At 71.6% G+C, this 22,908-nt stretch carries 22 protein-coding genes and 1 pseudogene; 5 read left to right on the plus strand and 18 right to left on the minus strand.

The genetic code is table 11. The annotated features are described in order from the left end of the window. Position 1: 1 nt before the first annotated feature. From ABZW03_RS04490 to ABZW03_RS04530, 9 genes are all read right to left on the minus strand, one after another. On the minus strand, positions 2–487 hold the full coding sequence (locus tag ABZW03_RS04490; RefSeq protein ID WP_355252074.1) for a hypothetical protein: 486 nt from the start codon (positions 485–487) through the stop codon (positions 2–4). After that, positions 484–2,265 carry a TraM recognition domain-containing protein gene (locus tag ABZW03_RS04495; protein ID WP_355252077.1) on the minus strand — a complete coding sequence of 594 codons (1,782 nt, stop codon included), beginning with the start codon at positions 2,263–2,265 and terminating at the stop codon, positions 484–486. The genes ABZW03_RS04490 and ABZW03_RS04495 overlap by 4 nt, the downstream gene beginning before the upstream one ends. A gap of 102 nt (positions 2,266–2,367) precedes the next feature. Further along, positions 2,368–2,790, minus strand: a complete 423-nt coding sequence (locus ABZW03_RS04500; RefSeq protein ID WP_355252080.1) for a hypothetical protein — start codon at positions 2,788–2,790, stop codon at positions 2,368–2,370. Between the two features lie 19 nt (positions 2,791–2,809). Continuing rightward, positions 2,810–3,856 carry a hypothetical protein gene (locus tag ABZW03_RS04505; protein ID WP_355252083.1) on the minus strand — a complete coding sequence of 349 codons (1,047 nt, stop codon included), beginning with the start codon at positions 3,854–3,856 and terminating at the stop codon, positions 2,810–2,812. Positions 3,857–4,308: 452 nt separating this feature from the next. Further along, positions 4,309–4,806: a hypothetical protein gene (locus tag ABZW03_RS04510; protein ID WP_355252086.1), complete on the minus strand. Its 498-nt coding sequence runs from the start codon at positions 4,804–4,806 to the stop codon at positions 4,309–4,311. 110 nt (positions 4,807–4,916) lie between these two features. Continuing rightward, a complete protein-coding gene (locus tag ABZW03_RS04515; RefSeq protein WP_355252089.1) occupies positions 4,917–5,726 on the minus strand; it encodes a hypothetical protein in 810 nt (269 codons plus the stop codon). Between the two features lie 53 nt (positions 5,727–5,779). Continuing rightward, on the minus strand, positions 5,780–6,118 hold the full coding sequence (locus ABZW03_RS04520) for a hypothetical protein (RefSeq protein WP_355252092.1): 339 nt from the start codon (positions 6,116–6,118) through the stop codon (positions 5,780–5,782). Positions 6,119–6,155: 37 nt separating this feature from the next. Continuing rightward, positions 6,156–6,905, minus strand: coding sequence for a hypothetical protein (locus ABZW03_RS04525; protein ID WP_355252095.1), 750 nt, complete (start codon positions 6,903–6,905; stop codon positions 6,156–6,158). A gap of 225 nt (positions 6,906–7,130) precedes the next feature. Then, a complete protein-coding gene (locus ABZW03_RS04530) occupies positions 7,131–8,411 on the minus strand; it encodes a hypothetical protein (protein ID WP_355252098.1) in 1,281 nt (426 codons plus the stop codon). A gap of 206 nt (positions 8,412–8,617) precedes the next feature. Here ABZW03_RS04530 and ABZW03_RS04535 point away from each other — a divergent pair, with 206 nt between their 5' ends. The 3 genes from ABZW03_RS04535 (at position 8,618) to ABZW03_RS04545 (ending at position 11,830) form a co-directional block, all read left to right on the plus strand. After that, positions 8,618–9,694: a tyrosine-type recombinase/integrase gene (locus tag ABZW03_RS04535; protein WP_355252101.1), complete on the plus strand. Its 1,077-nt coding sequence runs from the start codon at positions 8,618–8,620 to the stop codon at positions 9,692–9,694. Positions 9,695–9,698: 4 nt separating this feature from the next. After that, positions 9,699–10,025: a helix-turn-helix transcriptional regulator gene (locus tag ABZW03_RS04540; RefSeq protein WP_355252104.1), complete on the plus strand. Its 327-nt coding sequence runs from the start codon at positions 9,699–9,701 to the stop codon at positions 10,023–10,025. 353 nt (positions 10,026–10,378) lie between these two features. Further along, a complete protein-coding gene (locus ABZW03_RS04545; protein ID WP_355252107.1) occupies positions 10,379–11,830 on the plus strand; it encodes a hypothetical protein in 1,452 nt (483 codons plus the stop codon). Here ABZW03_RS04545 and ABZW03_RS04550 read toward each other — a convergent pair. The 7 genes from ABZW03_RS04550 to ABZW03_RS04580 all read right to left on the minus strand — a co-directional run bounded on the left by ABZW03_RS04550 (position 11,786) and on the right by ABZW03_RS04580 (position 19,206). Then, positions 11,786–13,357 (minus strand): ATP-binding protein, encoded by a 1,572-nt coding sequence (locus ABZW03_RS04550; RefSeq protein WP_355252110.1) that lies wholly within the window; start codon positions 13,355–13,357, stop codon positions 11,786–11,788. The genes ABZW03_RS04545 and ABZW03_RS04550 overlap by 45 nt on opposite strands. 17 nt (positions 13,358–13,374) lie before the next feature. Continuing rightward, complete coding sequence (locus tag ABZW03_RS04555; protein WP_355252113.1) at positions 13,375–13,824, minus strand: DUF6238 family protein; 450 nt, start codon at positions 13,822–13,824, stop codon at positions 13,375–13,377. 36 nt (positions 13,825–13,860) lie between these two features. Continuing rightward, positions 13,861–15,333: an SCO6880 family protein gene (locus ABZW03_RS04560; protein WP_355252116.1), complete on the minus strand. Its 1,473-nt coding sequence runs from the start codon at positions 15,331–15,333 to the stop codon at positions 13,861–13,863. A 146-nt stretch (positions 15,334–15,479) separates the two neighbouring features. After that, positions 15,480–16,952: an ATP-binding protein gene (locus ABZW03_RS04565; protein WP_355252119.1), complete on the minus strand. Its 1,473-nt coding sequence runs from the start codon at positions 16,950–16,952 to the stop codon at positions 15,480–15,482. A 15-nt stretch (positions 16,953–16,967) separates the two neighbouring features. Then, on the minus strand, positions 16,968–17,621 hold the full coding sequence (locus ABZW03_RS04570; RefSeq protein ID WP_355252122.1) for a hypothetical protein: 654 nt from the start codon (positions 17,619–17,621) through the stop codon (positions 16,968–16,970). A 35-nt stretch (positions 17,622–17,656) separates the two neighbouring features. Further along, the gene (locus ABZW03_RS04575) at positions 17,657–17,965 is read right to left on the minus strand and encodes a DUF6112 family protein (protein WP_063346628.1); all 309 of its coding nucleotides are present in this window, start codon (positions 17,963–17,965) and stop codon (positions 17,657–17,659) included. 71 nt (positions 17,966–18,036) lie between these two features. Next, positions 18,037–19,206: a C40 family peptidase gene (locus ABZW03_RS04580; RefSeq protein WP_355252125.1), complete on the minus strand. Its 1,170-nt coding sequence runs from the start codon at positions 19,204–19,206 to the stop codon at positions 18,037–18,039. A 574-nt stretch (positions 19,207–19,780) separates the two neighbouring features. Here ABZW03_RS04580 and ABZW03_RS04585 point away from each other — a divergent pair. Continuing rightward, entirely contained in the window at positions 19,781–20,530 is a 750-nt protein-coding gene (locus ABZW03_RS04585; RefSeq protein ID WP_355252128.1) for a site-specific DNA-methyltransferase, read from the plus strand. A gap of 67 nt (positions 20,531–20,597) precedes the next feature. Here the strand turns inward: ABZW03_RS04585 and ABZW03_RS04590 are convergent, their stop codons facing one another. Continuing rightward, positions 20,598–21,545 (minus strand): DUF5655 domain-containing protein, encoded by a 948-nt coding sequence (locus ABZW03_RS04590; RefSeq protein WP_355252131.1) that lies wholly within the window; start codon positions 21,543–21,545, stop codon positions 20,598–20,600. A gap of 238 nt (positions 21,546–21,783) precedes the next feature. Then, complete coding sequence (locus ABZW03_RS04595) at positions 21,784–22,614, minus strand: amidohydrolase family protein (protein WP_355252134.1); 831 nt, start codon at positions 22,612–22,614, stop codon at positions 21,784–21,786. Between ABZW03_RS04595 and ABZW03_RS04600 the strand changes: the two are divergent. Continuing rightward, positions 22,600–22,728: pseudogene (locus tag ABZW03_RS04600) on the plus strand (flavodoxin family protein); the annotation flags it as partial. The gene ABZW03_RS04595 and the pseudogene ABZW03_RS04600 sit on opposite strands and share 15 nt — an antisense overlap. Positions 22,729–22,908 lie beyond the last annotated feature (180 nt).

Here is a 22,908-nt window from a genome sequence, read left to right on the forward strand (position 1 = left end):
TTCAGCGGTGACGGCGCGTTGGGGCCGCAGCGGCTGATGGGGTCGCCGGCGTCCCGGCCGGAAGGGCTTGGGGCCGGGCGGGCGAGGAGGAGGTGGCAGCACGGACCCTGGCCTCGTCCGGTACAGGGCGAGCGTGGGCGCGTACGGCCTCGGCGGTCGCGGTGAAGCGGCGCCGGGAGGCGTCCAGGCCGGACGGCGGCGTCCACCGGGCGGCATTGGCGGTGAGTGCCGGCGCGAGGGCGGCGACCTCGTCGGCGGGAGCCGAGCCGGAGGCGAGCAACCGGGACTGCGGCGACCACAGGTCGAGGAACCAGTTCCCGTCGTCCAGCAGGACCGCCTGAACATGGGCGCCACCGGGGGTTTCCTGGTAGACCCAGGTGCCGCTGCGCGGCTGGCGCCAGCCGGGCCCGGAGAACGTCGGTTCTGGCAATGCGAGTTGTGGCGTGGAGCCCGTCTGCTTGAGGACGGAGGCGTTCGAGATGGTCATGCTGCCAGCCCGAAGCCGTCGTGGTGATGGGACTTGGCAAGGGCCCGTTCGGTGATGGCCTTGGTAGCGCGGGAGGAGGCCGGGCCGATCTCCTTGGCGGAGCGCTCCTTGTACCAGGGCTTGAGGTCGAGCATCGCGACCCGCATGCCGGTGGCGAAGAGTAGGATCTTGCCCTTGGGGAGCGCGCGAATCTCGTCCGGCGGAAGGATGCGTTCGGTGCGCATCGAGACCGACGTCGACTTGCCGCTGTCGGAGTTGGAGACCGAGACGGTCTGCACGTCGTGCTCGCCGATCTGCCGCGACAGCTTGTCCGCGAAGTCGGCGTCGTCGATCCCCGACCCGATCACCTTGACGGTGGCTGCGGACCACAGGGCGTCCATGCCGGCCTCGCCCCAGCAGCGCTGGCCCTGGCGGTAGGACTGCAGGATCGTGATCGGGATGACGCCCCGGCTGCCGAGGTGGGAGTAGAGGTCCGGCAAGTCGCTGATCTTGCAGACGTTGGCGGCCTCGTCGAGGACGCACAGGGCGGGTGGGTCGAGTCGGCCGCCGTTGCGTTCGGCGACGATGACGGCCGCGCGCATCACCGCGTCGGCCGCGGCGGCGATGATCGCGCTGGCGGAGCCGCCGCCGTCCTTGCTGAGCAGGAAGAGCGTGTCGCGGGAGGAGGCGAAGTCGAACGGCTTGAACTCCGGTACGCCCTTGGTAGGGGTGACCCAGGCGGCGATCTCCGGGTCCAGCAGGCAACTGGCGTACTGCCGCGCGGTCTCGTAGATCCCGTCACGGGTCTCGGTGGCCCCGGTGACGGTGCCCTGGAGCTGGGCGGCGACCGCGTGGTGGTCGGCGTCGCCGAGCAGGTCGACCGGCGTACGGTCGGCCGGGGAGGCGAGCCAGGCCAGCACGTCGGTGATCGGGCGGCGGTGGCTCGCGGCGGCCAGGAACAGCGCCCCCAGCGTGTTGCTCGCCGCGGTGGACCAGAAGTCGGATCCGCTGGACTCGTCCACGCTCGCCGTGACGAAGTGCCCGGCCAGGCGTTTGGCGCCGGCGAGGTCGCGGGCGTCGGCGAGGATGTCCCACCACATCTCGCGTGGGTGGTGCGCGATCTGCTGCGGGTCCAGGGTCCAGACCTTGCCGACCTTCGCGCGGGCGTCGACGCACGCGGTGTAGGCGTCGTTGGCGGCCTTGTTCGAGGTCAACAGCACCGGCCCGGGGGCGGCCAGGATCGCCGGGATCGCGATGCCGCTCGTCTTGCCGGAGCGCGGTGCCATGATCGCGACCATCACGTCCTCCCACGAGGCACGGACCTGAGCCCTGCCGGGGGAGAGGGTGCCGATGGGGATGCCGCGGTCGGCCGGCGCGACCTCCTTCTGGTCCTTCAGGCTCGGCCGCAGGCTGCGGGCCTTCTCCGTGACCTCCTTGTCCAGCAGCAGTGCGATGTCCGCCGCCCGGGCCAGGCCGCTCTTCGTCCCGGCGCGGTGACGCAGCCACAGGACGATCGCGGTGACGGTGAGGGCGAGGGTGAGCGCGCCGGGGACGAGGCGGGCGCCGACCAGGACGGCGGCCGAGTCGAGATGGGGCCACAGCCGGTCGGGGTGCAGCAGGGCGTCGGTGACGTGGAACGGTGCCCACGGGCCGGAGCCGGTGAGGGCGTTGGTGAGGTTGCCGGTCAGCCAGGCGAGGGAGCCGAAGGCCAAGGCGGCGGCGAGGACGCCGAACAGGAGGTAGAGCAGCGCGTCCGTGCCGGTGGTGGTCGACGGCGCGCTCGTGCGCGGGGCAGGCAAGAGGGGGTCCTGGGAGGTCCGAGCGGGTGGTGGGCGGGGCGCGCTCGGTTCTGGTGCGGGTCACGGAACTGTTCTCTGCGGTAACGGGGCTGGCGGAATGTTTCAGCGGGTGCGGGTGGTGGACCGGCGGCTTGCCGGGGCGGGGGCACCGGGTGGCGCGGCAGCGTTGGCCACTGCGCAGGAGGTCCGGCGGGCGGCGGCGAGCCGTTGTTCGTCGGGCCGGACAGTGCAGTTGTGGCCGATGTAGCCGACCACCAGGTGCGGGGCGATCGCGACGCGGTACCCGGCGTCGTCCAGCATGCCGGCGGCTGCGGAAGCGGCGGTCCGTTGATCGTCGAACGGCAGGTCCGGGGCGATGCTGTAGGAGGCAGGGTCGCCCGGTTCGGGCGGAACGGTGAAGCCGCACCGGCGCAGGACGTGGTGGACCTGGTCGGGGGCGTCGGTACGGCAGTCGGCCCGGACCAGGCCGTCGACCCAGCGGTAGATCTCGACGTCGGTGCCGTAGGCGTCGGCGAGGTTACCCAAGGCGATGTCCTTCCGGGGGTCAGCGGGTGCGGCCGGTGGGCCCGACCGATGCGGCCGGTACGGGAGGCAGCCGGGTGGGGGCGGCTGCGGCAGGAGCGCCCGGGCTGGTGCTGCGGGCGAGGGCTGCGCGGGTCCGCAGATCGTCGGCGGCCCGGACGGCGGTGGCGCCCGGTGCGGAGGACCCGGCGCGCTGGACCTCCTCCACGGCCTCGGCCAGGTCGGCCTGGAACTCGACGAGTTGGTCGGACGCGAAGCCGAACCGGTCGGAGAGTTCGACCTGGTCGGGGTCGAGATCAGTGATCTGCTCGGAGGTGGTCTCCAGGGCCTCCTGGAGGCGCACGAGCATCCCGTTGTCCGGGTCGAGCAGCTGGTCGAGCACCCCGGCGAGTTCGGCGAAGTCGGTGCTGCCACGCAGCTCATCGGTGAGATCGAGGATCTGCTGGCCGACGGTGGTGAGCGGCTCGACGTCGAGTCGGGGGTCGAGGTCGACCTTGTAGCGGGCGGCGCGCAGCATCTCGGCGGCGTGGGTGGCGCAGGCGGCTGCCTCGTGGTTGGGCGTGGTGGTGGGCAGCCGGTGGCGGCGGCCGTGCCAGTCGTCGATCTGCTTGAACCCGGCGTGACGGAGCAGGGTGGCCGACAGGTCGTCGCTGGTGCCGGTGGCGACGACGCTGCCGCTGGGTCCGGCGCTGATGGTGATGGCGGGCATCCTGTGGTCCTTGGCGGTGGTGGTGACGGTGCGGGTGAGGTGGCCGAGTTCGGCGGCGATGCGGGTGCACTCGGCCTGCACGTGGAAGGGGTCCCGGTAGGTGCCGTGGAGGCTGCCGTCCTCTCGTACGACGGTGGCGACGACGTGCACCGACCGGTCGCCGTTGCGGATTGCGGCCCACCGGCAGCCGTTCGGGTCGTCGGCGGGGGCGAGCCCGGTGGCGGTGACCAGGCGCCGGGCGACGTCGGCCCACTGGGCGTCGCTCAGGTCCGGGTGTCGGGGGTCGGAGCGCACCGAGCACATCCACACCGGGTGCTCGGGTGCCCGGGCGCCGATCCGCAGGGCGGGGGTGTCGAGCACGCCGCCGCCGAGGACCTCCTGTGGGTCGCCGAAGAAGGGCAGCTGCTTGTCGGCGCCGCGATAGTCGGCGCTGATCAGCCGGGGACGCAGCCGGCCGCGCGGGTCGTCCAGGCCGTAGAGGGCGGGGATCAGCGCGGCCGTGGTGGTGGCGCGCTGCAGGTGGGCTATCAGGGCGTCCCCTCTCGGACGGGCGGTGGGGCCCGGCGGGCGGGCTGGCAGAGCGAGGATCCGCGTTTTCGGCGGTTTGGCCGGGCTGGAGTTCGGTGATAGGAGTCGGCTAGGCCCGGTCGGGCGTTTCGCGAGTGTCAGCGAGGAGCGGTGAGCGGACCGGTGGTGCCCTCGGTGCGCCGGACGCTGTGGCGCAGGGGCGGGCTGTCGTGGTGCTTTCGAGTCGGGGGCTGAGGAAGGGAAGTTGATCCGGTGCCCTGCCCGAGGGGGCAGGGCATCGGGGGCTACACGAAGGGGTTCTCGGTCGGCCGGTCGGTGTCCAAGGCCGCGTCGAGTAGCTCGGGCAGGTCGGCGGCCTCGGAGGCGCGCTGGTCGATCCACCAGCCGGCGCGGGTGATCGTGCGGGCCTGGTCCTCGATCTGCTCCCACAGCGGCTCCGGCATGCCGGTGTTGAGGACGAGGGCGGTGTAGGCGGCGGCGAGGACCTGGTGGCGGCACCGGATGCCCCAGGCGATGCCGCGCTCGGTGCCCTCCAGCGGCGGCATCCGGTACTGCTGGGACCAGGCTTCCGACTCGGCCTGCTCGGCAGCGCGCTTGGCCGCCAGCCACTCCGCCTTGCCCGTCTCGTCGCCGTCCTGAGCGGCGCGCCAGCAGTCGGTGCAGTCCTGCTTCGCGAGCCAGTCGGCGAAGCCGGCTCGCCGGTCGGCCGGGCGAGCGCCGAGGTCGCGTTCGGCCTCGTGCCCGCACGCGTGGATGATCGTCCAGACCTTCTTCACAGCCATCTATCTGTTCCTTGGTGATCGGGGAGTAGGCATCAGGCCGGCGCACGGGTCCGGTGGCCGCTGACGGCGGACTGGGGCGCCGGTGGCGGGCCGGTTCGCGTCAGTCCGAGTCAGGGGCGCAGGCCGGGGCGACCGGCGCTCGGCGGCGCGGGCCCAGTCGGTGTCTGCACCGGCTGCCCGGTATGGGTGCGCGTGACCGCCGTAGAGGTGGCGAGGGCGGCGCTGACGCGGGGGTCGGTGGCGGGCCTCACCGCCGGGTCGGCGAGGCCCGGGTGCGGAACGTGTCGGTCGGCGGGAGCGGCCGTTTGGCCGAACAGGTCGGCTGGGCAGTCGTACGCGAAGCCCTCGGCGCGCAGGTAGTCGATCGCCCGGGTCACTGCCACCCGGCGCTCTGCCAGGTCGGTCATGGCGGAGGGAAGCCGGTGGTGGGTCTGCTGAGAGCCGGTGGTGACCGGGACGAATCCGGCTCGGTGAAGCAGTGACTCGGCTCGTTTCCGCTGGTCCTGTACGTCCTGCTCGGTCGGAACACCGCGGCGATCGAGGTGCGCGTCGAGGGCGGCGTGCATCGGCGCGACATCGGTTCCGTGCTGCTGGTCGCGTTCCCCGAACTGGCTGTCGTACAAGGGCTCGACCTCGACCTTGCCGACGCGGGGGTCGAGCCAGCCCACGAACCAGCCGTTCTGCGGTCCGGGCGGATCGAAATCCTGGTCGGTGTCGTCGAACGTGGGGCCGGCGACCAGGAAGCTGCCGTCCGGGAGTCGCGCCTCGATGTGTTGGCCGGTTTCGAAGTCGATGGTGAACTCGACCTCTCGCTTCGCCAGGGGAACGGTGATGGCTGCGAACCGGCCGGTCGGAAGCGGCAGACGGGTGAGGGCGGTGACGCCGAGGTTGTCCTCGGAGAACTGGACGACGGGCTGCATGCGGTGCTCCTGGGATGGACGCCCCCCGGGTGGTGGCGGCGGGGGGTGGACGGTCAGCGGCGGCGGTCACCGGTGGTGGCGCAGGTGAGGACGGTGTCCGCGAGGGTGGGTTCGACCGCGACGGTGTACCGGTCCTGCCGGAGGCGGATGGTCGTTTCGGCGACGGCGTCGAGGCCGTCGGCGGGCGCGCGGTAGATGTCGAGGTCCGTCAGGTGGCACCATCCCGCTGCGGTGAGGAGTTCGGCCGGCTCGCGTGGCAGGTGATCGCGGAGGGCGGCGACGATGCCCAGTTCGGGGTGGACGGCGAAGGCCACGTCCGGCTCTTGGGCGAGCTGCGGGAGCGGGCAGTGGAGGACCGGGGTGGCGTCGGAGGGGGCGACGGCAACGGACATGGGGCTTCCTCAAGGCGGTGTGGGTCGTGCGGGTTTGTCAGCGAGCGCGGGCGAAAGCGATGCGCGGGTCGACCGCTGAGGGCGGCCTGGCGCCGAGCGCGGCGGCAGGAGCGGGCTGGGGGGTGGGAGCCTTGAGCGCGGCCTCGTCGACGCGGAACTTGTGCGTGGTGAACGCCTGCCGGACTTCAGCGCGGTGAGCGGCGACCTCCGCGGCGAGCCCGGGCTCCAAGCCGACCTGGAAGTTGCCGCGCCGCAGTCCCCTGACGGTGTGCGCCACGACGTCGAGCGACTCCGCCCGAGTTCCGGCCGGCGGGAAGTAGACGTCCAGGTCCCGGTGGTGGCGCCAGCCGTCGGTCTCCAGGAAGATGCCGGGGCTGAAGGGATGGTCGCTGTCGACGGCGGCGACGATGCCCAGGGCCGGGTGCTCGGCGATGGCGACGTCCGGACCGGTGTCCGGCTGGTGGCTGGGCGTCGGCTCCGGTGCGGCCGCTCGCGCCTGTGTCCGTTCCTGCCTGCCGGTGTTCACGGGGGCCAGGGCCATGTCGGTGTCGACGCGGTAGCCGGCGCCGGTGAGGAGCTTGGCGGCCCAGGCGGCGCGTTCGGGGGCTTCGCGGTGCTGGTCGGTGAGCGTGTAGAGGGTGGGGTGGCCGGGGAGGCGCTGGAAGTCGAGGCGCTCCAGCATCCACTGGGCGGCCGGGGAGTGGGTGGGCAGGGAGGCGACGATGCCGTGGTTCGGGTGGTGCCCGATGGCGACGTCGGGAAGCTGGGTGGGTTCGGCGGCAGGCACGGTGGGGCTCCGCTTCGGTGGTCGGACGGTGGGACCGGTGGGCGGAGCGCGGTCTGTTCGGACGAGGCACAGCAGGCTTCCTTCAGGGGCAGGGGCAGGGGCAGGGGCAGGGACGCGGTCCGGCCGGAGAGCTGCGGCGATTGCCCTCGGGTAGCGGGCCGCGGTGCAGATGGTGCGGGGATCCGGCGGTTTGGTCCGGCCGGAATCCGGTGGTAGGGCGACTGGTCACCGGGCCGGGTGCCGTGCATCCGGCCGGAGCGGCGTCGGCGCTGGCACCGGGACCGGGGCGCTCTGGCCCGGAAGGTGGCCGGAGCGGGCGACGGCCGCCTTGACCTGCTCCTCGCGGTCCGGCGCGGGGAGACCGATCCTCCGGGTGACGTGCGTGGCCAGCGCGGTGATCGGGCCGTCCGCGATCCGCGAGGACTCGGTCCACGCCTCCGCGTTGCGCAGGTCCTCGGCATGCTGCCGGATCTGATCGGCTTCGGGATGGAAGCCGGTGGTGCCGGCCGTGGCATCCCACCAGCTGTCCCGGACCTCCCGGAGCCGGTTGAGCGCGGTCTCGCTGACGTGGAGGCGCCGAAGGTCGAGGCCGATGGCGGGGTTGAGGTGGTCCTCGATCGTCGCCGCGGAACGGATGTCGGCTACGAGGTACGGGCCCTGACTGACGAGTGTCTCGGCGTACGGCCAGGCGGCGCGGTTGCGGGCCTCCAGGGAGTCGAAGGAGCCGATCTCGCCACGGCCCCAGAGGTCGCCGGGAGCCGGGATGTAGGCGGTGCCAAGGCGGCGGATGGCGTTGATCGCGTGGGTGGCGGCGCTGGTGCGGGCCAGCCAGGCGGCCTGTCGGCAGCGCGGCCCCAGGGCGGTGGTGACCTCGGTCGCCACCGTGGCCGGCGGGACATCGGCGGGGAGGACGACGAGCGCGGGCGGGTGCACCGCCTGAGGGTCGTAGTCGGGTAGGTCGTCGGGCTTCGCGGCGCCGAGGAGGAGCGGGGCGTCCTCGTCGGTCCGTACGGCCAGGAGGCGTTCGCCGTCCGGGCCGGTGAGAGTGAGGGCGGTGTGCGGGGCGGAGGCGGTGTTCCAGGGCAGCCGTCCCCAGCCCCAGGCCTGGCTGCGGAGCTCGGCGAGATCCCGGCCGGGGGCGAGCGGGCTGGCCTGGACGGTCCAGCCGGGCAGGTGCTCGGCCAGCTCGGCGGCGAACGGCGGGAGGGGCCCGGGGGCGTGTGGTCGGTCGGGCAGGGCCCGGCCGTTTTTGTCGAAGTACACCCGCACGTACGTCTCGTCGTCGGGCGACGGGTTGCTGAAGGCACCGTCGGGGCGGAACAGCGCGTAGGTGGATTCCCACCGCCCGTCGCCGCCGTGGGCGCTGGAGCTGAGCACGAGGCGCCAGTCGGAGTCGGTGAACGGGCGGCGGTCGCGTTGGGCGGCGAGCAGGTGCTCGAACGCCGTGAAGTCGGCCGCCGTGAGGTGGGTGTGGTCGAGGTAGGACTCGGCGTCGTTGCTGGGCAAGCGAGTTCAGGATTCTCGAAGGACCGGGGCGGCGGTCATGTCTCTATTGCCGTGGGTTCGTCGTGGTTGGTGACCCCGCGATGACCTGTATGAGCTGGTAGTCGGCGGTTCACCCGTGGGGATGAAGAACATGACGTTCCGTCGGGAATCCTGAAGGTTTGCCTGTATCTCTGACGTGTGCGCCAGATCTCTGAACCGAGCTGCCGATGACCCTCGCCGTTGTGCGGAACATCTCGTCCGCCCGCGCGTTGCGGACGCAACAAGACGTCGAAGACTTCGAGCAGGAGATCGTCGATCAGTACGCCCTTGCGATGGCGGCGGCCGGGCTCACCGATGGGCACGTAGGCAACGCGCGAACGGCGATCATCGACTTCGCGCGCTCCATGAGCCAGCCGATCTGGACCGCGTCGTGCGACGACGCTGACCGGTTCCTCGCGGGGCTGAGGCGCGAGGGCCGAAGCCACAGCACCCGCGCCGGCAAGGCGGGCATGATCGCCCAGTTCTACGACTTCGTGATCAGCCGCTACCAGGGCGACATCCACGCCCTGACCGGCTACGTCGTCGAGCAACCCATCGACGAGTTCAACCGCCCATCCGGCAAGTCGGGCGTGATCCGCGTTCCGCCCTCGAGCGCCGAGGTCGATCACCTCTTCGGCAACTGGCGCTCGTCGATCGTGGACTCGCGCAAGTACCTGCCTGCGGCGCGGAACTACTTCGCGGCGTCGCTGTGGCGTCGGCTGGGCCTGCGGATCAACGAGTCGATCAGGCTGGACATCCGCGACTGGCGCCCCGACCTGGGGGAGTTCGGCAAGCTCCACATCCGCTACGGCAAGGGCTCCCGGGGTCGCGGCCCGAAGACCCGCCTGGTGCCAGCGATCAACGGTGCCGACCGACTCATCGACTGGTGGCTTGCCGATGTGCGGCACCGGTTCGGGCCCGACTGGTCCGATCCGGACGCCCCCATACTGCCGAGCGAGCGGCACGACAGGGTCCTGGGCCGCTGCGAGCGCGTCGGGGACGACGCGTTGCGCACCGCGCTCAAGAAGCAGACCGAGCTGTGGCTGCCGGCGTGGGCCGGGCGGCTCACGCCGCACGTGCTTCGGCACTTCTGTGCCTCCTCGCTGTATGTCGACGGCATGGATCTCAAGGCGCTGCAGGATTTGTTGGGACACGAATGGCTATCCACTACGAGCCGGTACATCCACGTCCACAGTGAGCACATCGAGCAGGCCTGGACCCAGGCCAACTCGCGGCTGGCGTCCCGGTTCGGGATGGGGGTGTGAGGGCGTGCGGTGGAACCTGCGGATGAAGGCGGCCGAACGCGGCATCTGGAAGTCCGCGGAAATGCGACGCCAGCTCCTGGAAGCAGGTCTGGAGATCAGCGCCGGGAAGATGTCGGCCCTGTGGACGGGGAACCCCACCACGATCCGCTTGGACGACCTGGACGTGATCTGCGAGGTCCTGGACTGCGACCCCACCGCGCTCTTGATCCGTGAGCCCGACAAGGTGGCAGCCCGCCGGCCCCGGCAAGAGCAGGCCGCGTCGGCAGCCTCGGATGCCCCGGTGATCGTCACGCCCCGCTTCGGGAACCGCAGGACGGAGCCGCCACTGTGACCACACCGCCGCCGCCTCGCTGCTTCAAGTGCCAGACCAGCCGGGTCGCCTGGACGAAGCCCCGCGTCGACTTCTGCTACGACTGTCTGCCGGGAGGCCCGTTCCCCGCACCCGCGTGCCTCCGGTGCGGATCGTCGGACTACTTCAGTCAGGGCCTCTGCCCAAGTTGCCACCCCGGCGGCGCACTCCACCCCGGCTCGTGCCGAGGCTGCCTCGCCTGGGGCGTGCGTCGCACCCACAACTGGCACTGCTGGAGCTGTCGTTGGTGGCAGGGCCACTACCCGACTGGTGAGTGCATGTACTGCGGACGCACCACACCCATCGGCGACTCCGGCGCCTGTCGTCTCTGCCTGGTGGAAGGACAGAGACTCAAAGAGCCGGGGCGACCCATCGACTTCGGCGCCGTCGCGCGCAACGGGCAGCAGCTCTACCTCGCCAACCTTCACAAGACCTACGCGCCACAGAGCGTCGTCGCCCGTCGTGCGGCCCAGCCCGGCCGACAGGACATGCCGGCGGTCGACTCCGGGGCCAACTACACCTTCACGCCAGTCCGTTGGCGCCAGCCGCCGCTCTTCCGAATGCCCAAGCCTGACAAGGTGGCGCTCAAGCGAGCCACCGCAGGGCCCGACAGTCAGATGCTGGCCCACTGCGACCGTGTCCTGCGAGACCACGCCGCCAGGCATGGGTGGAGCAAGAAGCTCACCAACGAGGTCAAGCGCTCGCTCAAGCTCCTCCGGGCGATGCAGGACACCCCCGACGCGAAAATCCACGCCAGCGAGGTGCTGGAGCTGCCCAAGATCGGCGGCACGGCCGTATCCACCCTTGAGATCCTTGCCGCGGCCGACCTGCTCGTTGACGACCGAACTCTGGCCGTCCGGCACTACTTCGCCCGGCACACCGCAGGTCTCCCGCCCAAGATGCTGGAACAGCTCCAGGTCTGGCTTGACGTCATGGTCGAAGGCAGCCGACAGGCGCCCCGACGTCGGGCACGCCATCCGCAGACAGCCCACCTGCACATCCTCGGCATGGCCCCGATCCTGAAGGCCTGGGCTGACACCGGCAAAGACTCCCTGGCCGAGGTCAGCCGCCGGGATGTCGCCGACGCGTTGCCCGCTCGCGGAGCACACCGGAACTTCGCCGAGCAGGGCTTCCGCTCGCTCTTCACAGTCCTCAAGGCCCGGAAGATGGTCTTCATCAACCCCACGCGCGGCATGCCCGTCACACCGGTTGGATCCACCGTCCCCGTTCCCCTCGACACTGCGGCCATCCGAAGCGCGCTGAACTCGCCTGACCCCGCCATCGCGCTCGCCATCGCCCTGGTCGCCTTCCACGCCCTCTCCGGGCAGCAGGTGGCAGGCCTCCACCTCCTCGACGTCCAGGACGGCCGCCTCACGATTGGCGAACGAAGCCTCCCCCTGGCCGGACCAGTGCTGACGCGGCTTGCCGCCTACCTCGACCATCGAGCGCGGACCTGGCCGGCCAGCGCCAATCCGCACCTGTTCATCAACCGCAAGACGGCGCCTCGCCTCACGCCGCCGAGTCGCAACTTCCCTTGGAAGAAAGCCGAGTTGAAGCCACAGGCACTTCGCGAGGACCGCATCCTGCAGGAGATCCACGCCACCGGCGGGGACATCCGCCGAATCTGCGACCTCTTCGGCCTCTCGATGGAGGCTGCCCACCGATACGCGGCGACGCTGGAGCGCCCCGCCTCCACCGAAGGAGTGAAGAAGGGCTCGGGAACCCACGGGTTGGGGGTAGCCTCACTTCCGACCCTCCATCCGTGGGTTCAGGGCAATCAGGGGTGAAGTACTCTCGAACTCACGGGACTTGGCGGCCATTCGGAAGTCGGTGTCGTACAGCTGCTTCTCCCTGGGGTGGAGGAGGTGCTGGACGATGAAGGAGAGCGCGGCGACCTTCCACAGGCCCCGGCCGCGGGTGAGGGCGGCGATGGCCTGGGCTTCGACGCCGGTGAGGCCGAGCAGGGCCATGGCGGCGGGGATCTGGTCGGGTTCCTGGCGGTAGATGATCCGGGTCGAGCAGTCGGCGAGCAGGCCTTCGGCCAGGACGCGTCCTCGCGAGCCGGCGTCGCCCGCGGACAGCAGGTCGGACAGGCGGTGCAGGATCAGCAGGTTGGCGATGCCCAGCCCGCGGGAGAGCTTCCACTGCTGCTGCATCCGCTCCAGCAGGCCGACGTGCCGCATGATCCGCCACGCCTCGTCGTAGATCACCCACCGGCGACCGCCGGCGGGGTCGGCGAGGGCGGCCTCCATCCAGGCGCTCGCGCAGGTCATCGCCAGGACGAGGGCGGTGTCGTCGCCGCTGCTGCCCAGGCGGGACAGGTCGATGGAGAGCATCGGCGCGTCCGGGTCGAACGTGACGGTGGACGGGGCGTCGAACATGCCGCTCAGGTCGCCGTGGACCAGGCGGCGCAGGGCGTGGGCGAGGTCGTCGGCCGCGTGGCCGAGGCTTCCGGCCTGGCTGCTGAGGGCGGCGTCGAGGCGCTCGGGACGGCCGAGGATGTGGGCGATGTCGCCGAGCAGCGGCACCGTGCCGGCAGCGTCGGCGTCCGCGACGACCAGGTCCAGGGCGACGTCGAGGCCGGTGTGCTCCATCGGCAGCAGGTCGCGCTTGAGCACGGTGGCCGCGAGGCTGGCGAGCAGGAGCAGGCGGCGCTTGCGGACCTCGGTGCGCCAGTCCTCCTCGCTCACCTCGGCGGGTCGCTGCGGTGCGTCCAGCGGGTTCAACCGTCCGGGGAGGCCGGGGCCGAGGGCGATGGTCTGCCCGCCGAGGGCTTGGGCCAGGCCGGTCCACTCGCCCTTCGGATCGCTCGGTACGTAGATCTTGTAGCCGTGGGCGACGGAGCGGGTGGCGATGGACTTGGCGAGCGCGCTCTTGCCCATGCCGATGACGCCGCACAGGATCGCGTTCGGGTTCGTGAACCCCTCTATTCGACCGGAGTTGTAGAGGGTGAAGGGGTCGAAGCAGAAGGAGCCTTCGGCGTGGAGGTCGCGGCCGACGAAGGCGCCCTCGGCGCCGAGGCCGGCCTCGGCCAGGAAGGGGTAGGCGCCGCTGGCGACGGCGGTGGTCAGGCGGTGCTTGGGCAGGCGGAGCTTGCCGCCGCGGGCGGAGGCCGGACCCGGGCGCCCGGAGGCGGGGTAGGTGGGCCGGAGGTCGGGGTCGGGCCCCTCGTGTTCGCGGCGCCGGGTGGGGGCCTGGGCGGAGCGAGCCTTGGTGCGGGCTTCGGCGAACTCGGCGCGGGCGGCGCGCTGTTGGGCGCGGGTGGTCTTGCGCGGGACGAAGAGCGGGGAGGCGGAGGCGCGGTTCCTGGACATGATCACGGGTTCCGGGGTCAGTGGCGGACGAGGCCGGTGAACGGGGAGTGCAGCTCGGCGGGGGTGGCGCGGTGGCGCACCAGGTGGGCGGTCTGCTGGTGGCGGCGGCAGATGGTCAGCTCGGGCGCGCCCTCGGGCCGGCGGGCGCGACACGCCTCGGGAGCGGGGACTTCGCCGGTGCCGGGCCGGGGCGCGCTGTGGTAGGCGGCGTGGAGGTGGTCGGCGGCCTGCCACAGGCGGGTGCGGGCGGCCTTGAGGTGGTCGCCCTCCCCGGGCAGTAGCGGGCTGGTGCGCTGGGTGTGCGCGTCGAGGAGGGCGTGCAGCGAGACCAGGTGCTCGTGCAGGGAGTCGAGTTCGGCGCGGGAGGCGACCAGCGGGCCGGTGGGGATGTTGAGCGCGCGGTGGAAGTCGATCGCGGCGGTCGCGTACGGGACGAAGTCCTGCGCGACGGGGGTGGTGGCCGGCATCAGGGGCTGTTCTTTCGGAAGGCGGGAGGGCCGGCATCAGGCGGCGAGGGCGAACGGCAGTGCGGCGGCGGCGAACGCCTCGGCCTGCTGCCAGGTGAGCGGGCGCAGGTCGAGCTGGGCGCCCACGGCGGCGGTCTCCACCACGGCGTAGGCGGAGCGCAATTCGTCCTCGGTGTCGGCGGAGACGGTCAGCAGGCCGGTGAGGGCGACGTCGGCGTGCCCGGCGATCAGCTGGCGCTCGCGGTTCTGGATGTCCTGGTACTCCACGGAGTCGGCCTCGCTGGAGACCTGGCCCTTGCGGGCGCGCTCGGCGGAGTCGGCGATGACGGAGGCCTTCTTGCGGCGTACATCGCGCATCGCCGAGTCGAGGTCCTGCGGCTCGTACGAGAGGGAGATGGTGCGGCGCACCCCGGAGGCGAACAGCACCTGGTGCAGGAAACCGGGGTTGACCTCGGTGCGCGGCCAGTTCTCCACCCAGTAGGTGGCGTGGTGGGCGGAGTCGGTCGAGATGTGGTCGGCCTTCTCCACCACGACCACCGGTCCGGCGGCGGCCGGAGCTGCGCCGGGGCGCCCGTCCTCGGACCAGCGGTCCAGGGCGGCACGGGACTTGGGGTCGTAGGCGGTGCGGGCGACGGCGGCGATCTCGGCGGCCGACAGCCAGCCGGTCGGGTTGAGGCCGATGGTGCGGGCGGACTGCTCGAACGAGCTCGTCAGCTGGGCGAGGACGGCGAAGGCGCCGGTGAGGCCGCCGCCGGCCTGGGAGATCAGCCGCCGGGCGCCCTTGAAGTCGAGGGCGATGGCCACGTAGGCCTCGTGCGGGGCGGCGGCCGGACCGGCGTTCTGGATCAGCTCGCCGTAGAGGGCGCCGGCCAGCGGGGCGTCGGGGCGGCCGTGCTCCTCCCAGTAGCGGCGCAGCGCGTCGCCGGAGTCGGGGACGGTGCGCTCGATGACCTGGATGCGGGCGACCTGGCCGGTGCGGGCGAGCGCTGCGAGCGCGCGGCCCCAGCCGTTGACGTTGGCGTTCTGGGTGCCGGGGTCGAGCAGGGCGTAGGCGCGGGAGGAGACCTTGACGATCGCGGTGAGGGTGCCGGCGTGCGGGTCGTGGACGGCGCCGTAGCGGCGGTCCGGGGCGGTGACCACGCGAAGGCTGGCGGCGCTGCCGGGCAGGTGCAGCAGGCCCTCGCGCACCGGCCGGGAGGAAGGGCGGGCGAGCCAGAGCAGCTGGCCGCGGAGACGGCGCAGCGCGTAGCGGGCGGCGACCGGCGCCCAGTCGGCGAGGGTGCGGCCCCGGTAGCGGATGAAGACGACGGCGGCGACCGTGGCCCAGACGGGTATGAGCTGGAGGGCACCGGTGACGCCGCGGGTGGTGAGGACGGCGAGCAGCAGCAGGCCGGTGGTGGCGGAGGCGACCAGCTGCGGGGCGCTGAGGCCGAGCAGGATGCCGCGCTTGGAGCGGTGGGGGAACTTGACGGACGCGGGGGCGGCGTCGGACTTCGGGGTGGAGGACATCGGGGTTCCAGGGAGGAGCGGGCGGGCGGCGGGCGGGGGCGCGGCGCTCTTCTGGACGTCATCGCGGGGGTCCTTCGGAAGCTCGGGATCGGGTGGTGGGCCCGGGGTGGACGGCGGGCTGCCGCCCACCCCGGGGCAGGGGCTGGTCAGGACCCGGATCCGCTTCGGTTCGGATAGACGAATCGGAGCGGATCCGGTCCTCCAGCCAGGCCCGGACTACCGGTGGCCGGGGGAAGGGGTACCGGGGGGCCGGCCGGTGCCGAGGAAGCGGGAACGCCTGGGGTCGGGGCTGGGGCGGGGCCGGGTACCGAGGGCGCGGGAGCGGCCGGGGTCGTCGAGACGCCCGGTACGGACGGTGCGGAGGGCTGAGCCGCAACGCCGTCTTGGGCGCCGGCGGATGCCGGCTGGCCGCTGCCGCTGCCGGGGGAGGCCCGGGTGATCAGGGCCGGGATGCCGGGCCGGGTGACCAGGGCGCGGCCGCGGTCGCCGCCAGCGCTCGGGTTCTCGCCGAAGCGAAACTTCGTCGGCTGCTGTGCGGGACCGGCGTCGATCCCCTCCTTGCTGATCCGGCCGGTGGGGTCGATGCCGGAGGCCGCGCCGCCGCCACCGCTGACCCCGGGGACCTGGGGCGGTCCCTGAGGCGCCGGCATTCCCATGCCGGACTGCATGGCCAGGGAACCGGCGGTCTTCGCCGCCCCGGCGACGGTCGCCATCCCGGCCATGCCGGTGCGGTGCACGTCGTCGTGGCCACCGCCGTCCGTCGCCCAGTGGACGAACCTGTAGACCGCGTACGGGCACAGCAGCACCATGACCATGATCACGACACCGGCCAGGGCGTCGGACAGCGCGGCGATCCCGTCCTTAGCGTCCGTCTTGCCGAGCGCGGAGACACCGACGAGGAAGACCACCGTCATCAGCAGCTTGCTGACGATCAGGGTGGCGGTGGCCTCGATCCAGCCGCGCCGCCAGCGCTTGGCGACCTCCCAGCCGCCGCCGGCACCCGCGAACGCCGCGAGCGCCACCAGCACCAGGACGCCGACCTTACGGGCGACCATCACACACCAGTAGAGGAACGCCCCGATCGCGCTGCCGACCGCGACCAGGGCCGGGATCGCCCAGCCGAGCGGGAACATGGCACCGAACTGGCTGACCTTGATCATCCGCCTGACCGCGTCGGCCACGCTGGTGTGCGCCGCTTGGAACAACCCGGCCGACAAGGCGTCCACCGTCGTCACCGCCACCGCGGTGAAGCTGATCGCCCCGAAGGCGAACAGGACACCGGTCATCGTGCCCCACGCCGCCTTCGCCAGCGCCCGCTCGTCCCGCCGCCAGGCGGCCAGGATCAGCTGCGCGCAGAACGTGCCCACGGTCAGGATCAGCCCGATCGGCAGGATCAACTGGTAGTTGTCCCTGAACCACGGCGCCGACAGGTCGATCGCGGTGGTCTCGTCGACCGCCTTCGCGCACAGGTCGACGGCGCTGGCCGCCAGCTCACCCATCGACTTGGCGATCCACGCGCCGATGCCATCGGTGATGCTCTTGCCCGGGTCGCTGACGAAGTTCATGCCGTCGACGACGGTGCAGACCTGGGCGATCATCGGGAGGTTGCAGATGTCCACAAGTACCTCCCGGGCTCAGGGCGCCACAGCCGGCAGCACACCGGCCAGAGCACACGGACGGTCGGGACGGCACTGCACGGCGAGGGTGGCCGAACGGTCCTCGGCACCACCGGCCGGGGCACCGTCCCACGAGATCGACTGCTTCCCGGAGACGGTCACGGCGTAGACGTACGCCTGCGAGATCGCCCCCGGATCCGCCTGCAGCGCCCGGGTGAACGACTCCGGGAAGTGCGCCTCCGCCGCGGTCGCCGTGGCGAACTGCCCGCTGTCGGCCATCCGCCCCCACAACAGGGGCGAGGGAACCAGCCGGTCGACCGAGTCCGCGTCGGCGTACTGTCCCTCGACGGTCAGCCACCGGTGAAGGGAGGCCACCAGCTCCGGCTGGGAGGACGAGCGGGTGTCGTACGACCACAGCGCCACCGCCGCCGCCTTCGCGAACGCGATCGGATCGTGCGTCGACGGCGGACCAGGAAGCGCCGACGAGCGCGCGCCCGGCGAAGACGGCGTCGACGGACCCGGCGCGGGCGAACTGGCCGCAGCAGCAGGGTGATCGGCGGAGCTCCGGCCGTCCCGGGTGATGTAGGCCAGCACCCCGGAGCAGATGACGAGCATCACCAGGACGGCTACGCCCAACAGCACCCGGCGGCGCACCAGCGCGCTGCCGGGCATCCTGCTGCGAGCCAGAGGGAAGGAACGTTTCTGCATTACTTGACCTGGCTTCCGAGGGTGGAGAAGAAGCTCACCACTCCGTTCGCGGCGCCCAGCAGGAGGGCGGCGCCGGCGCTGACGAGCACGCCCTTCTTGCCGTTGGCCTCGGCCTGGTGACCGCCGCTGTGGTGGCCCCAGGCCCACACACCGGCGCTCACGGCCAGGGCGCCGACGACCGCGATGATGCCGAACAGGTTCAGCGAGCCCATCACCTGCTTGAGGACCGAAAGGCCGGGCAGGCCGCCCTCGTTGGGGGTGATGCCGGGGTCGTAGGCGAGCTGCACGACGGCGTCCGCGAGATACATGAGGAGCTCCAGTTCGGTTCAGGGCATGCCAGAGCAGCCCGGAGAGGAGGGGGAGGGGAGAGGAGGGCGGGTCAGGCAACCCGGCGGACCGCGAGAATCTCCGGCCGCCACGAGGCGAGAGTCGAGATCTTGACCACGTCGCCGGTCTTCGGGGCGTGTACGATCAGCCCCGAGCCGATGAACATCCCGACGTGCTCCGGCACGGCCGCGGTGCCCCGGGTGAACAGCAGGTCACCGGGCTTCAGCGCGTCCGCTGAGACGGCGCTGCCCTGCTTGACCTGGTCGTAGGTGGTCCGTTCCAGCGAGACCCCGCCGGCCCGGTAGGCCACCTGCATCAGGGACGAGCAGTCGCACCTGCCCATCGGGTCCGCACCGTGCGAGTTCGCGCAGGTGCCGCCCCACTGGTACGGGGTGCCCAACTGCCCGAGCGCCCAGCGGATCGCGGTCTGCACCGGCTGCGGTGCATCCGCCGGGATGGTGTACCCGGCCGGCAGCGCACCGGGCGGAATCGTGCCGAAGTCGGTGCCGTCACCACCCGCCGTAGGCGTCCCGCAGCCACTGCTGCCGGGCGTCGGGCTCGCGGTGCTTCCGGCGGTTGGCGTCGGCGCCGGGGTGGGCGAGGTGCCGGTAACGGGGGAGAGCAACGGGGCGATGGCCTTCTGCAGCGCCTCCGCCAGGGGCTGCCACTTGGCGTAGGCGTCGGGAAAGCCGGAGCGCTGCACCGCCTGGGCGGCCTGCGTGACGGTCATCGACTCCCAGCCGCTGACCTTCTGCAGCGCCTCGTAGAACTTCGTCGAGGCGTACACCGGCTGCATGATCTGATCCGGCGTGCCCCAGCCCTGCGACGGCCGCTGCTGGAACAACCCCAGCGAGTCCCGGTCGCCGTAGCGGATGTTGCGAAGTTCGCTCTCCTGCATGGCTGTTGCCAGGGCGACGACCTGCCCGCGGACGGGGATGTGCATCGCGACGCCGGTGGCCTGGATGGTATTCGCGTTGGGAATCTGCTCGTCGGGCTTGCTCAGCCCCGCCACGCTCGGGGCGCTGAGCGGGCTGGAGCCTTTCAGGATCGCCTCGACCTGCGCCGCGACGGCCGCACTGTCCACGCTCTGCGGACCGCCGCCGGGCGGACACGAGGCGGACGTCGCCGAGGCGTTGCCCGCGCCGGCGATCACCACCGGCAGGGCCAGCATCAGCGGCCCGCAGGCGACGACCCCGACGAGCGCGCCGAACGCCTTCCTCACGGCGCACGCCGATCACCGAACAGGGGTAGGGCCGACGGCGGCGGGGGATGATGGCATGGGTGTGCCAGGGCATGCTGCATCGCAGCGGCTCCTTGCGGGTTCGTAGGAGAGCGCGGTGCCGACCCCTCGTGCGAAGAAGTCGTCGACACCGCGCCGGTGGTGAAACCGCCCCGGTACAGAGCGGGCCCGCGTCAGAGGAGTTGGTAGCTTCCGGACGCCGGTCTCGGGTCACGCGCGGCAGCCGGCCGCGCTCGTAATCTCAGCCGGAACACGAGGCACCCCTTCGGGTATAGAGCGGATTCGCGCGCCGAGCCGGGCTCTCTCACCTGGACGAGACAGCACGGGTCAAGACGCCCCGGGTCTGGCCCACTTGGCCCGCCGCCGGGTTGGCATGGCGAGACAGTAGACGCGAAGTCCGGCCGCACCAAACGACCCCGTGCCCAGCCCCGACACCCTCGTACCGCCCGTTAGGCACGGCTGCCGATCGCGACTACCTTCCCCTCCACCACTGCTCCCGGCGGCAGCCCCGGCATGCTGCTCGGGGCCGGCTCGCCCCTGCCCGAGGAAGGCCCCCGTGAACGACTTCACCCTCCACCGAGGCGACGCCCTCACCGTGCTCAAGAACCTCCCCGCCGAATCCGTCCACGCGGTCATCACCGACCCGCCGTACAACAGCGGCGGCCGCACCAGCTCCGAACGCACCAGCCGCGACGCCCGCACCAAGTACGTGACGAGCGGCTCCGCCCACGACCTCAGGACCTTCCCCGGCGAGAACCGTGACCAGCGCTCCTACCGCGCCTGGCTCACCGAACTCCTCACCGAGGCCTACCGGGCGAGCACCGAGCACGCGGTGGCGATGGTCTTCTCCGACTGGAGGCAGGAACCCACCACCAGCGACGCCCTCCAGATGGCCGGCTGGACCTGGCAGGGCACTATCCCCTGGATCAAGCCCGCCAGCCGCCCGAGGAAGGGCGGCTTCAAGCAGTCCGCGGAGTTCATCACCTGGGGCGTCAAGGGCACCCTCGACAACAGCCGCGATCTCTACCTGCCCGGCCACTTCATCGCCAGCCAGCCCCGCAAGGACCGCGTCCACATCACCCAGAAGCCGCTGGAAATCATGCAGCAGCTCGTCCGGATCTGCCCCGAGGACGGCACCGTCCTCGACCCCTTCACCGGCAGCGGCTCCACCGGCGTCGCCGCCCTCCGCGAAGGCCGGCGCTTCGTCGGCGTCGAACTCAGCCCGCACTACGCCGACATCGCCGAACAGCGGCTGCGCGCCGAGCTGACCCAGGACGACTTCGTCCTCGCCGGACCGGAGGCGTGACGTGAGAACCATCAGAGGACGCGGAAGGGCGGCTGGAGCACCAGATTCCAGCCGCCCTCATCGCCCGTCAGGATCCCTCGACCGCCCGTCGGATCAACGGCACCGCCTTCTCCACGTCCGCCGACGAAGTGATCCGCACCTCAAGGTCACCCGTCCCCAGGTGCCCGATGCCCCGTACGTCCCGGGTGAAGCCCTCCTCCAGCTCCACCGAGTCCGGGTCCAACCGCAGGTACACCAGGATCGCCCGGTGAGAGACGGAGGGCCGGAAGATCACCGACGCCACGTTCAGTATCCGCCGGTAGGCGATGTAGTGCTTGAGCACCACCACCTCCAGGTCGCCCGCCGAGGTCAGCGCCTCGTCCAGCTCGCTGTACAGCTCCCGCAGGCACCCCGGTACCTCCATCTGCGAGACCCCCGCCGGCACCGCGACCGCCTCCGGTTCGTCGCTCGCCTCGTCGGCCGGAGCAGCTTGCATTGGCGAGGCCCCGGAGGCGGAGAAGCCCGGAACGGTCTCGACCAGCTGCAGCGTCAGCAGGTCCGGCCCGAACACCCGGTAGCGCACCAGGTCCACACGATAGTCCCGCTGGTAGAGCGAGACGGCAGCCCGATCATGGCGGGAGAACTCGCCCGCGACACAGATCACCCGAGGCCGCCGCCAATCGACCGCCTCAGCCGCATCGGCGCCCAGCCGTCTGCGAACCAGCGCCTCGAACTCGTGGCGGTGCGCCAGCAGCCAGACCAGGTAGGACACCGCCTGGGTGATCACCCCGGCATCCCGCCGGCGCTTGAACTCGATGATCACCGGCACGTCGTCCTCATCCAGCCCCAGCGTGTCGATCCGCCCCTGGTGCCACGGTCCCGTCGCGTACTCTGTCGCCAGGAACCGCACCCCCAGCATCGGCTCCAGCGCCGCCTCGACCCGCCGCTGCAGTTCCTGCTCCCGCGCCACCGTCGAACCCTGCAGCTCGACATCCCGGCCATCGGCACCCCGTCGGAACACCTTCAGATCGGCCATCCCCGCCCCCTTTGCGCGACCTCGCCCGGGCACTAATCCAGAAGAGGAACGTGGTATTCCCTCCGGTTCCGACTTCTTGGCTGGTGTTCGTGCTGTTGCCCCGAGGCCGGTCGCGGGCACGCTCCGCGGCCTCGGCACGCGAGCTGTTAGGCGGAGGGGCGCGGAGACGTCCACGGCAGCGAGGGCTTCCAACAGGGAGGCTGCTTCCTGCGACACGCCTGATCCACCGGCCCAGGGATCAGCTGAGGTCGTTCTTGTGGACGACGCCGTCCTTGATGAACAGTCGCAGGTTGCGTTCGGGGTCGGCGAGGACGGACAGGTCGGTGATCGGGTCGCCGTCGACGACCAGGAGGTCGGCCCAGGCTCCCGGCGCGATGACACCGAGCGGCGCTGCGCGGTAGGGATCTCGGCGGCCGGACAGGCGGAACAGTTCGGCGTTGCCTGAGGTGGCCGTACGCAGGGCTTCGACCGGGCTGAGATACGTACCGAGCCGGACGAGCATCTCGTTCCGCCGGTGGGCCTTCCCGGGGTCGAGGACCAGGTCGGTGCCGAAGGCCAGCTTCACGCCGTGTTTCACGGCCCAGCCGATGGTGCGGGCGATGCCCTCGCAGACCTCGCGGTTCTTGTGGTTGCTGCCCGCGGACGCGTAGTGGTGGTCGTCGACCGCGAACGGCTGGGTGCTCAGCCACACGCCTTTCTCCGCGAGGTGGCGGATCGTGTCCTTGTCGAGGAGGTGCCCGTGCTCGATGCAGCGCACCCCGGCCCGCACCGCGCGGCGGACGCCTTCGGACGTGTAGACGTGCACCGTCACATAGGTGCCCCAGTCGGAGGCCGCGGCGACGGCGGCCTGCAGTTCTGCCGTGGTGAACTGCAGGGCGTCCAGCGGGTCGAACTCGGAGATGATGCCACTGCCGGCCATCAGCTTGATCTGGGTGGCGCCCTTCTTGAGCTGTTCGCGCACCGCGGCGAGCACCCGTTCCGGTCCGTCGGCCACCCGGGTGAACCCGATCTGTTCGGTCCGGGCCGGTGGCCCGCCCAGGGCGGTTGGGGCGGCGTGACCTGGAACCAGCTCTACCGCGCCCGCATGCTCAAGGACGCCGGCGGCGTCCCGGCCCACGGCAACCAGCGCTCCGAGTGGGACGCCGACTGCCGCTTCGACTTCGAGAACCCCGAGCATCGGTGAACCGCCGGCTCCGTTGAGCCAGGAGCTGGGGCCTGACCTGTGCGTTTTTGTGGGCGTTCACAGTCGAGATCGCTCTCGGGTTCGGACTTGTGCGGGCGAACTCCGGTTGGACCAACGCTGACTCGATGCCGACAGCTGAACCGGATGGGAGCTTTTCCGGATGGGCGGGCTGGGTGCGAG

The organism is Kitasatospora sp. NPDC004799, assembly GCF_040609095.1.
Lineage (GTDB): Bacteria > Actinomycetota > Actinomycetes > Streptomycetales > Streptomycetaceae > Kitasatospora.

What these genes read in the sequence shown, in the direction of transcription:
- ABZW03_RS04515 (WP_355252089.1), bottom strand. Translation starts at nt 5,726, where the DNA reads ATGCAGCCCGTCGTCCAGTTCTCCGAGGACAACCTCGGCGTCACCGCC.
- ABZW03_RS04490 (WP_355252074.1), bottom strand. Translation starts at nt 487, where the DNA reads ATGACCATCTCGAACGCCTCCGTCCTCAAGCAGACGGGCTCCACGCCA.
- ABZW03_RS04590 (WP_355252131.1), bottom strand. Translation starts at nt 21,545, where the DNA reads ATGGCCGATCTGAAGGTGTTCCGACGGGGTGCCGATGGCCGGGATGTC.
- ABZW03_RS04535 (WP_355252101.1), top strand. Translation starts at nt 8,618, where the DNA reads ATGACCCTCGCCGTTGTGCGGAACATCTCGTCCGCCCGCGCGTTGCGG.
- ABZW03_RS04520 (WP_355252092.1), bottom strand. Translation starts at nt 6,118, where the DNA reads ATGTCCGTTGCCGTCGCCCCCTCCGACGCCACCCCGGTCCTCCACTGC.
- ABZW03_RS04550 (WP_355252110.1), bottom strand. Translation starts at nt 13,357, where the DNA reads ATGTCCAGGAACCGCGCCTCCGCCTCCCCGCTCTTCGTCCCGCGCAAG.
- ABZW03_RS04570 (WP_355252122.1), bottom strand. Translation starts at nt 17,621, where the DNA reads ATGCCCGGCAGCGCGCTGGTGCGCCGCCGGGTGCTGTTGGGCGTAGCC.
- ABZW03_RS04575 (WP_063346628.1), bottom strand. Translation starts at nt 17,965, where the DNA reads ATGTATCTCGCGGACGCCGTCGTGCAGCTCGCCTACGACCCCGGCATC.
- ABZW03_RS04560 (WP_355252116.1), bottom strand. Translation starts at nt 15,333, where the DNA reads ATGTCCTCCACCCCGAAGTCCGACGCCGCCCCCGCGTCCGTCAAGTTC.
- ABZW03_RS04510 (WP_355252086.1), bottom strand. Translation starts at nt 4,806, where the DNA reads ATGGCTGTGAAGAAGGTCTGGACGATCATCCACGCGTGCGGGCACGAG.
- ABZW03_RS04555 (WP_355252113.1), bottom strand. Translation starts at nt 13,824, where the DNA reads ATGCCGGCCACCACCCCCGTCGCGCAGGACTTCGTCCCGTACGCGACC.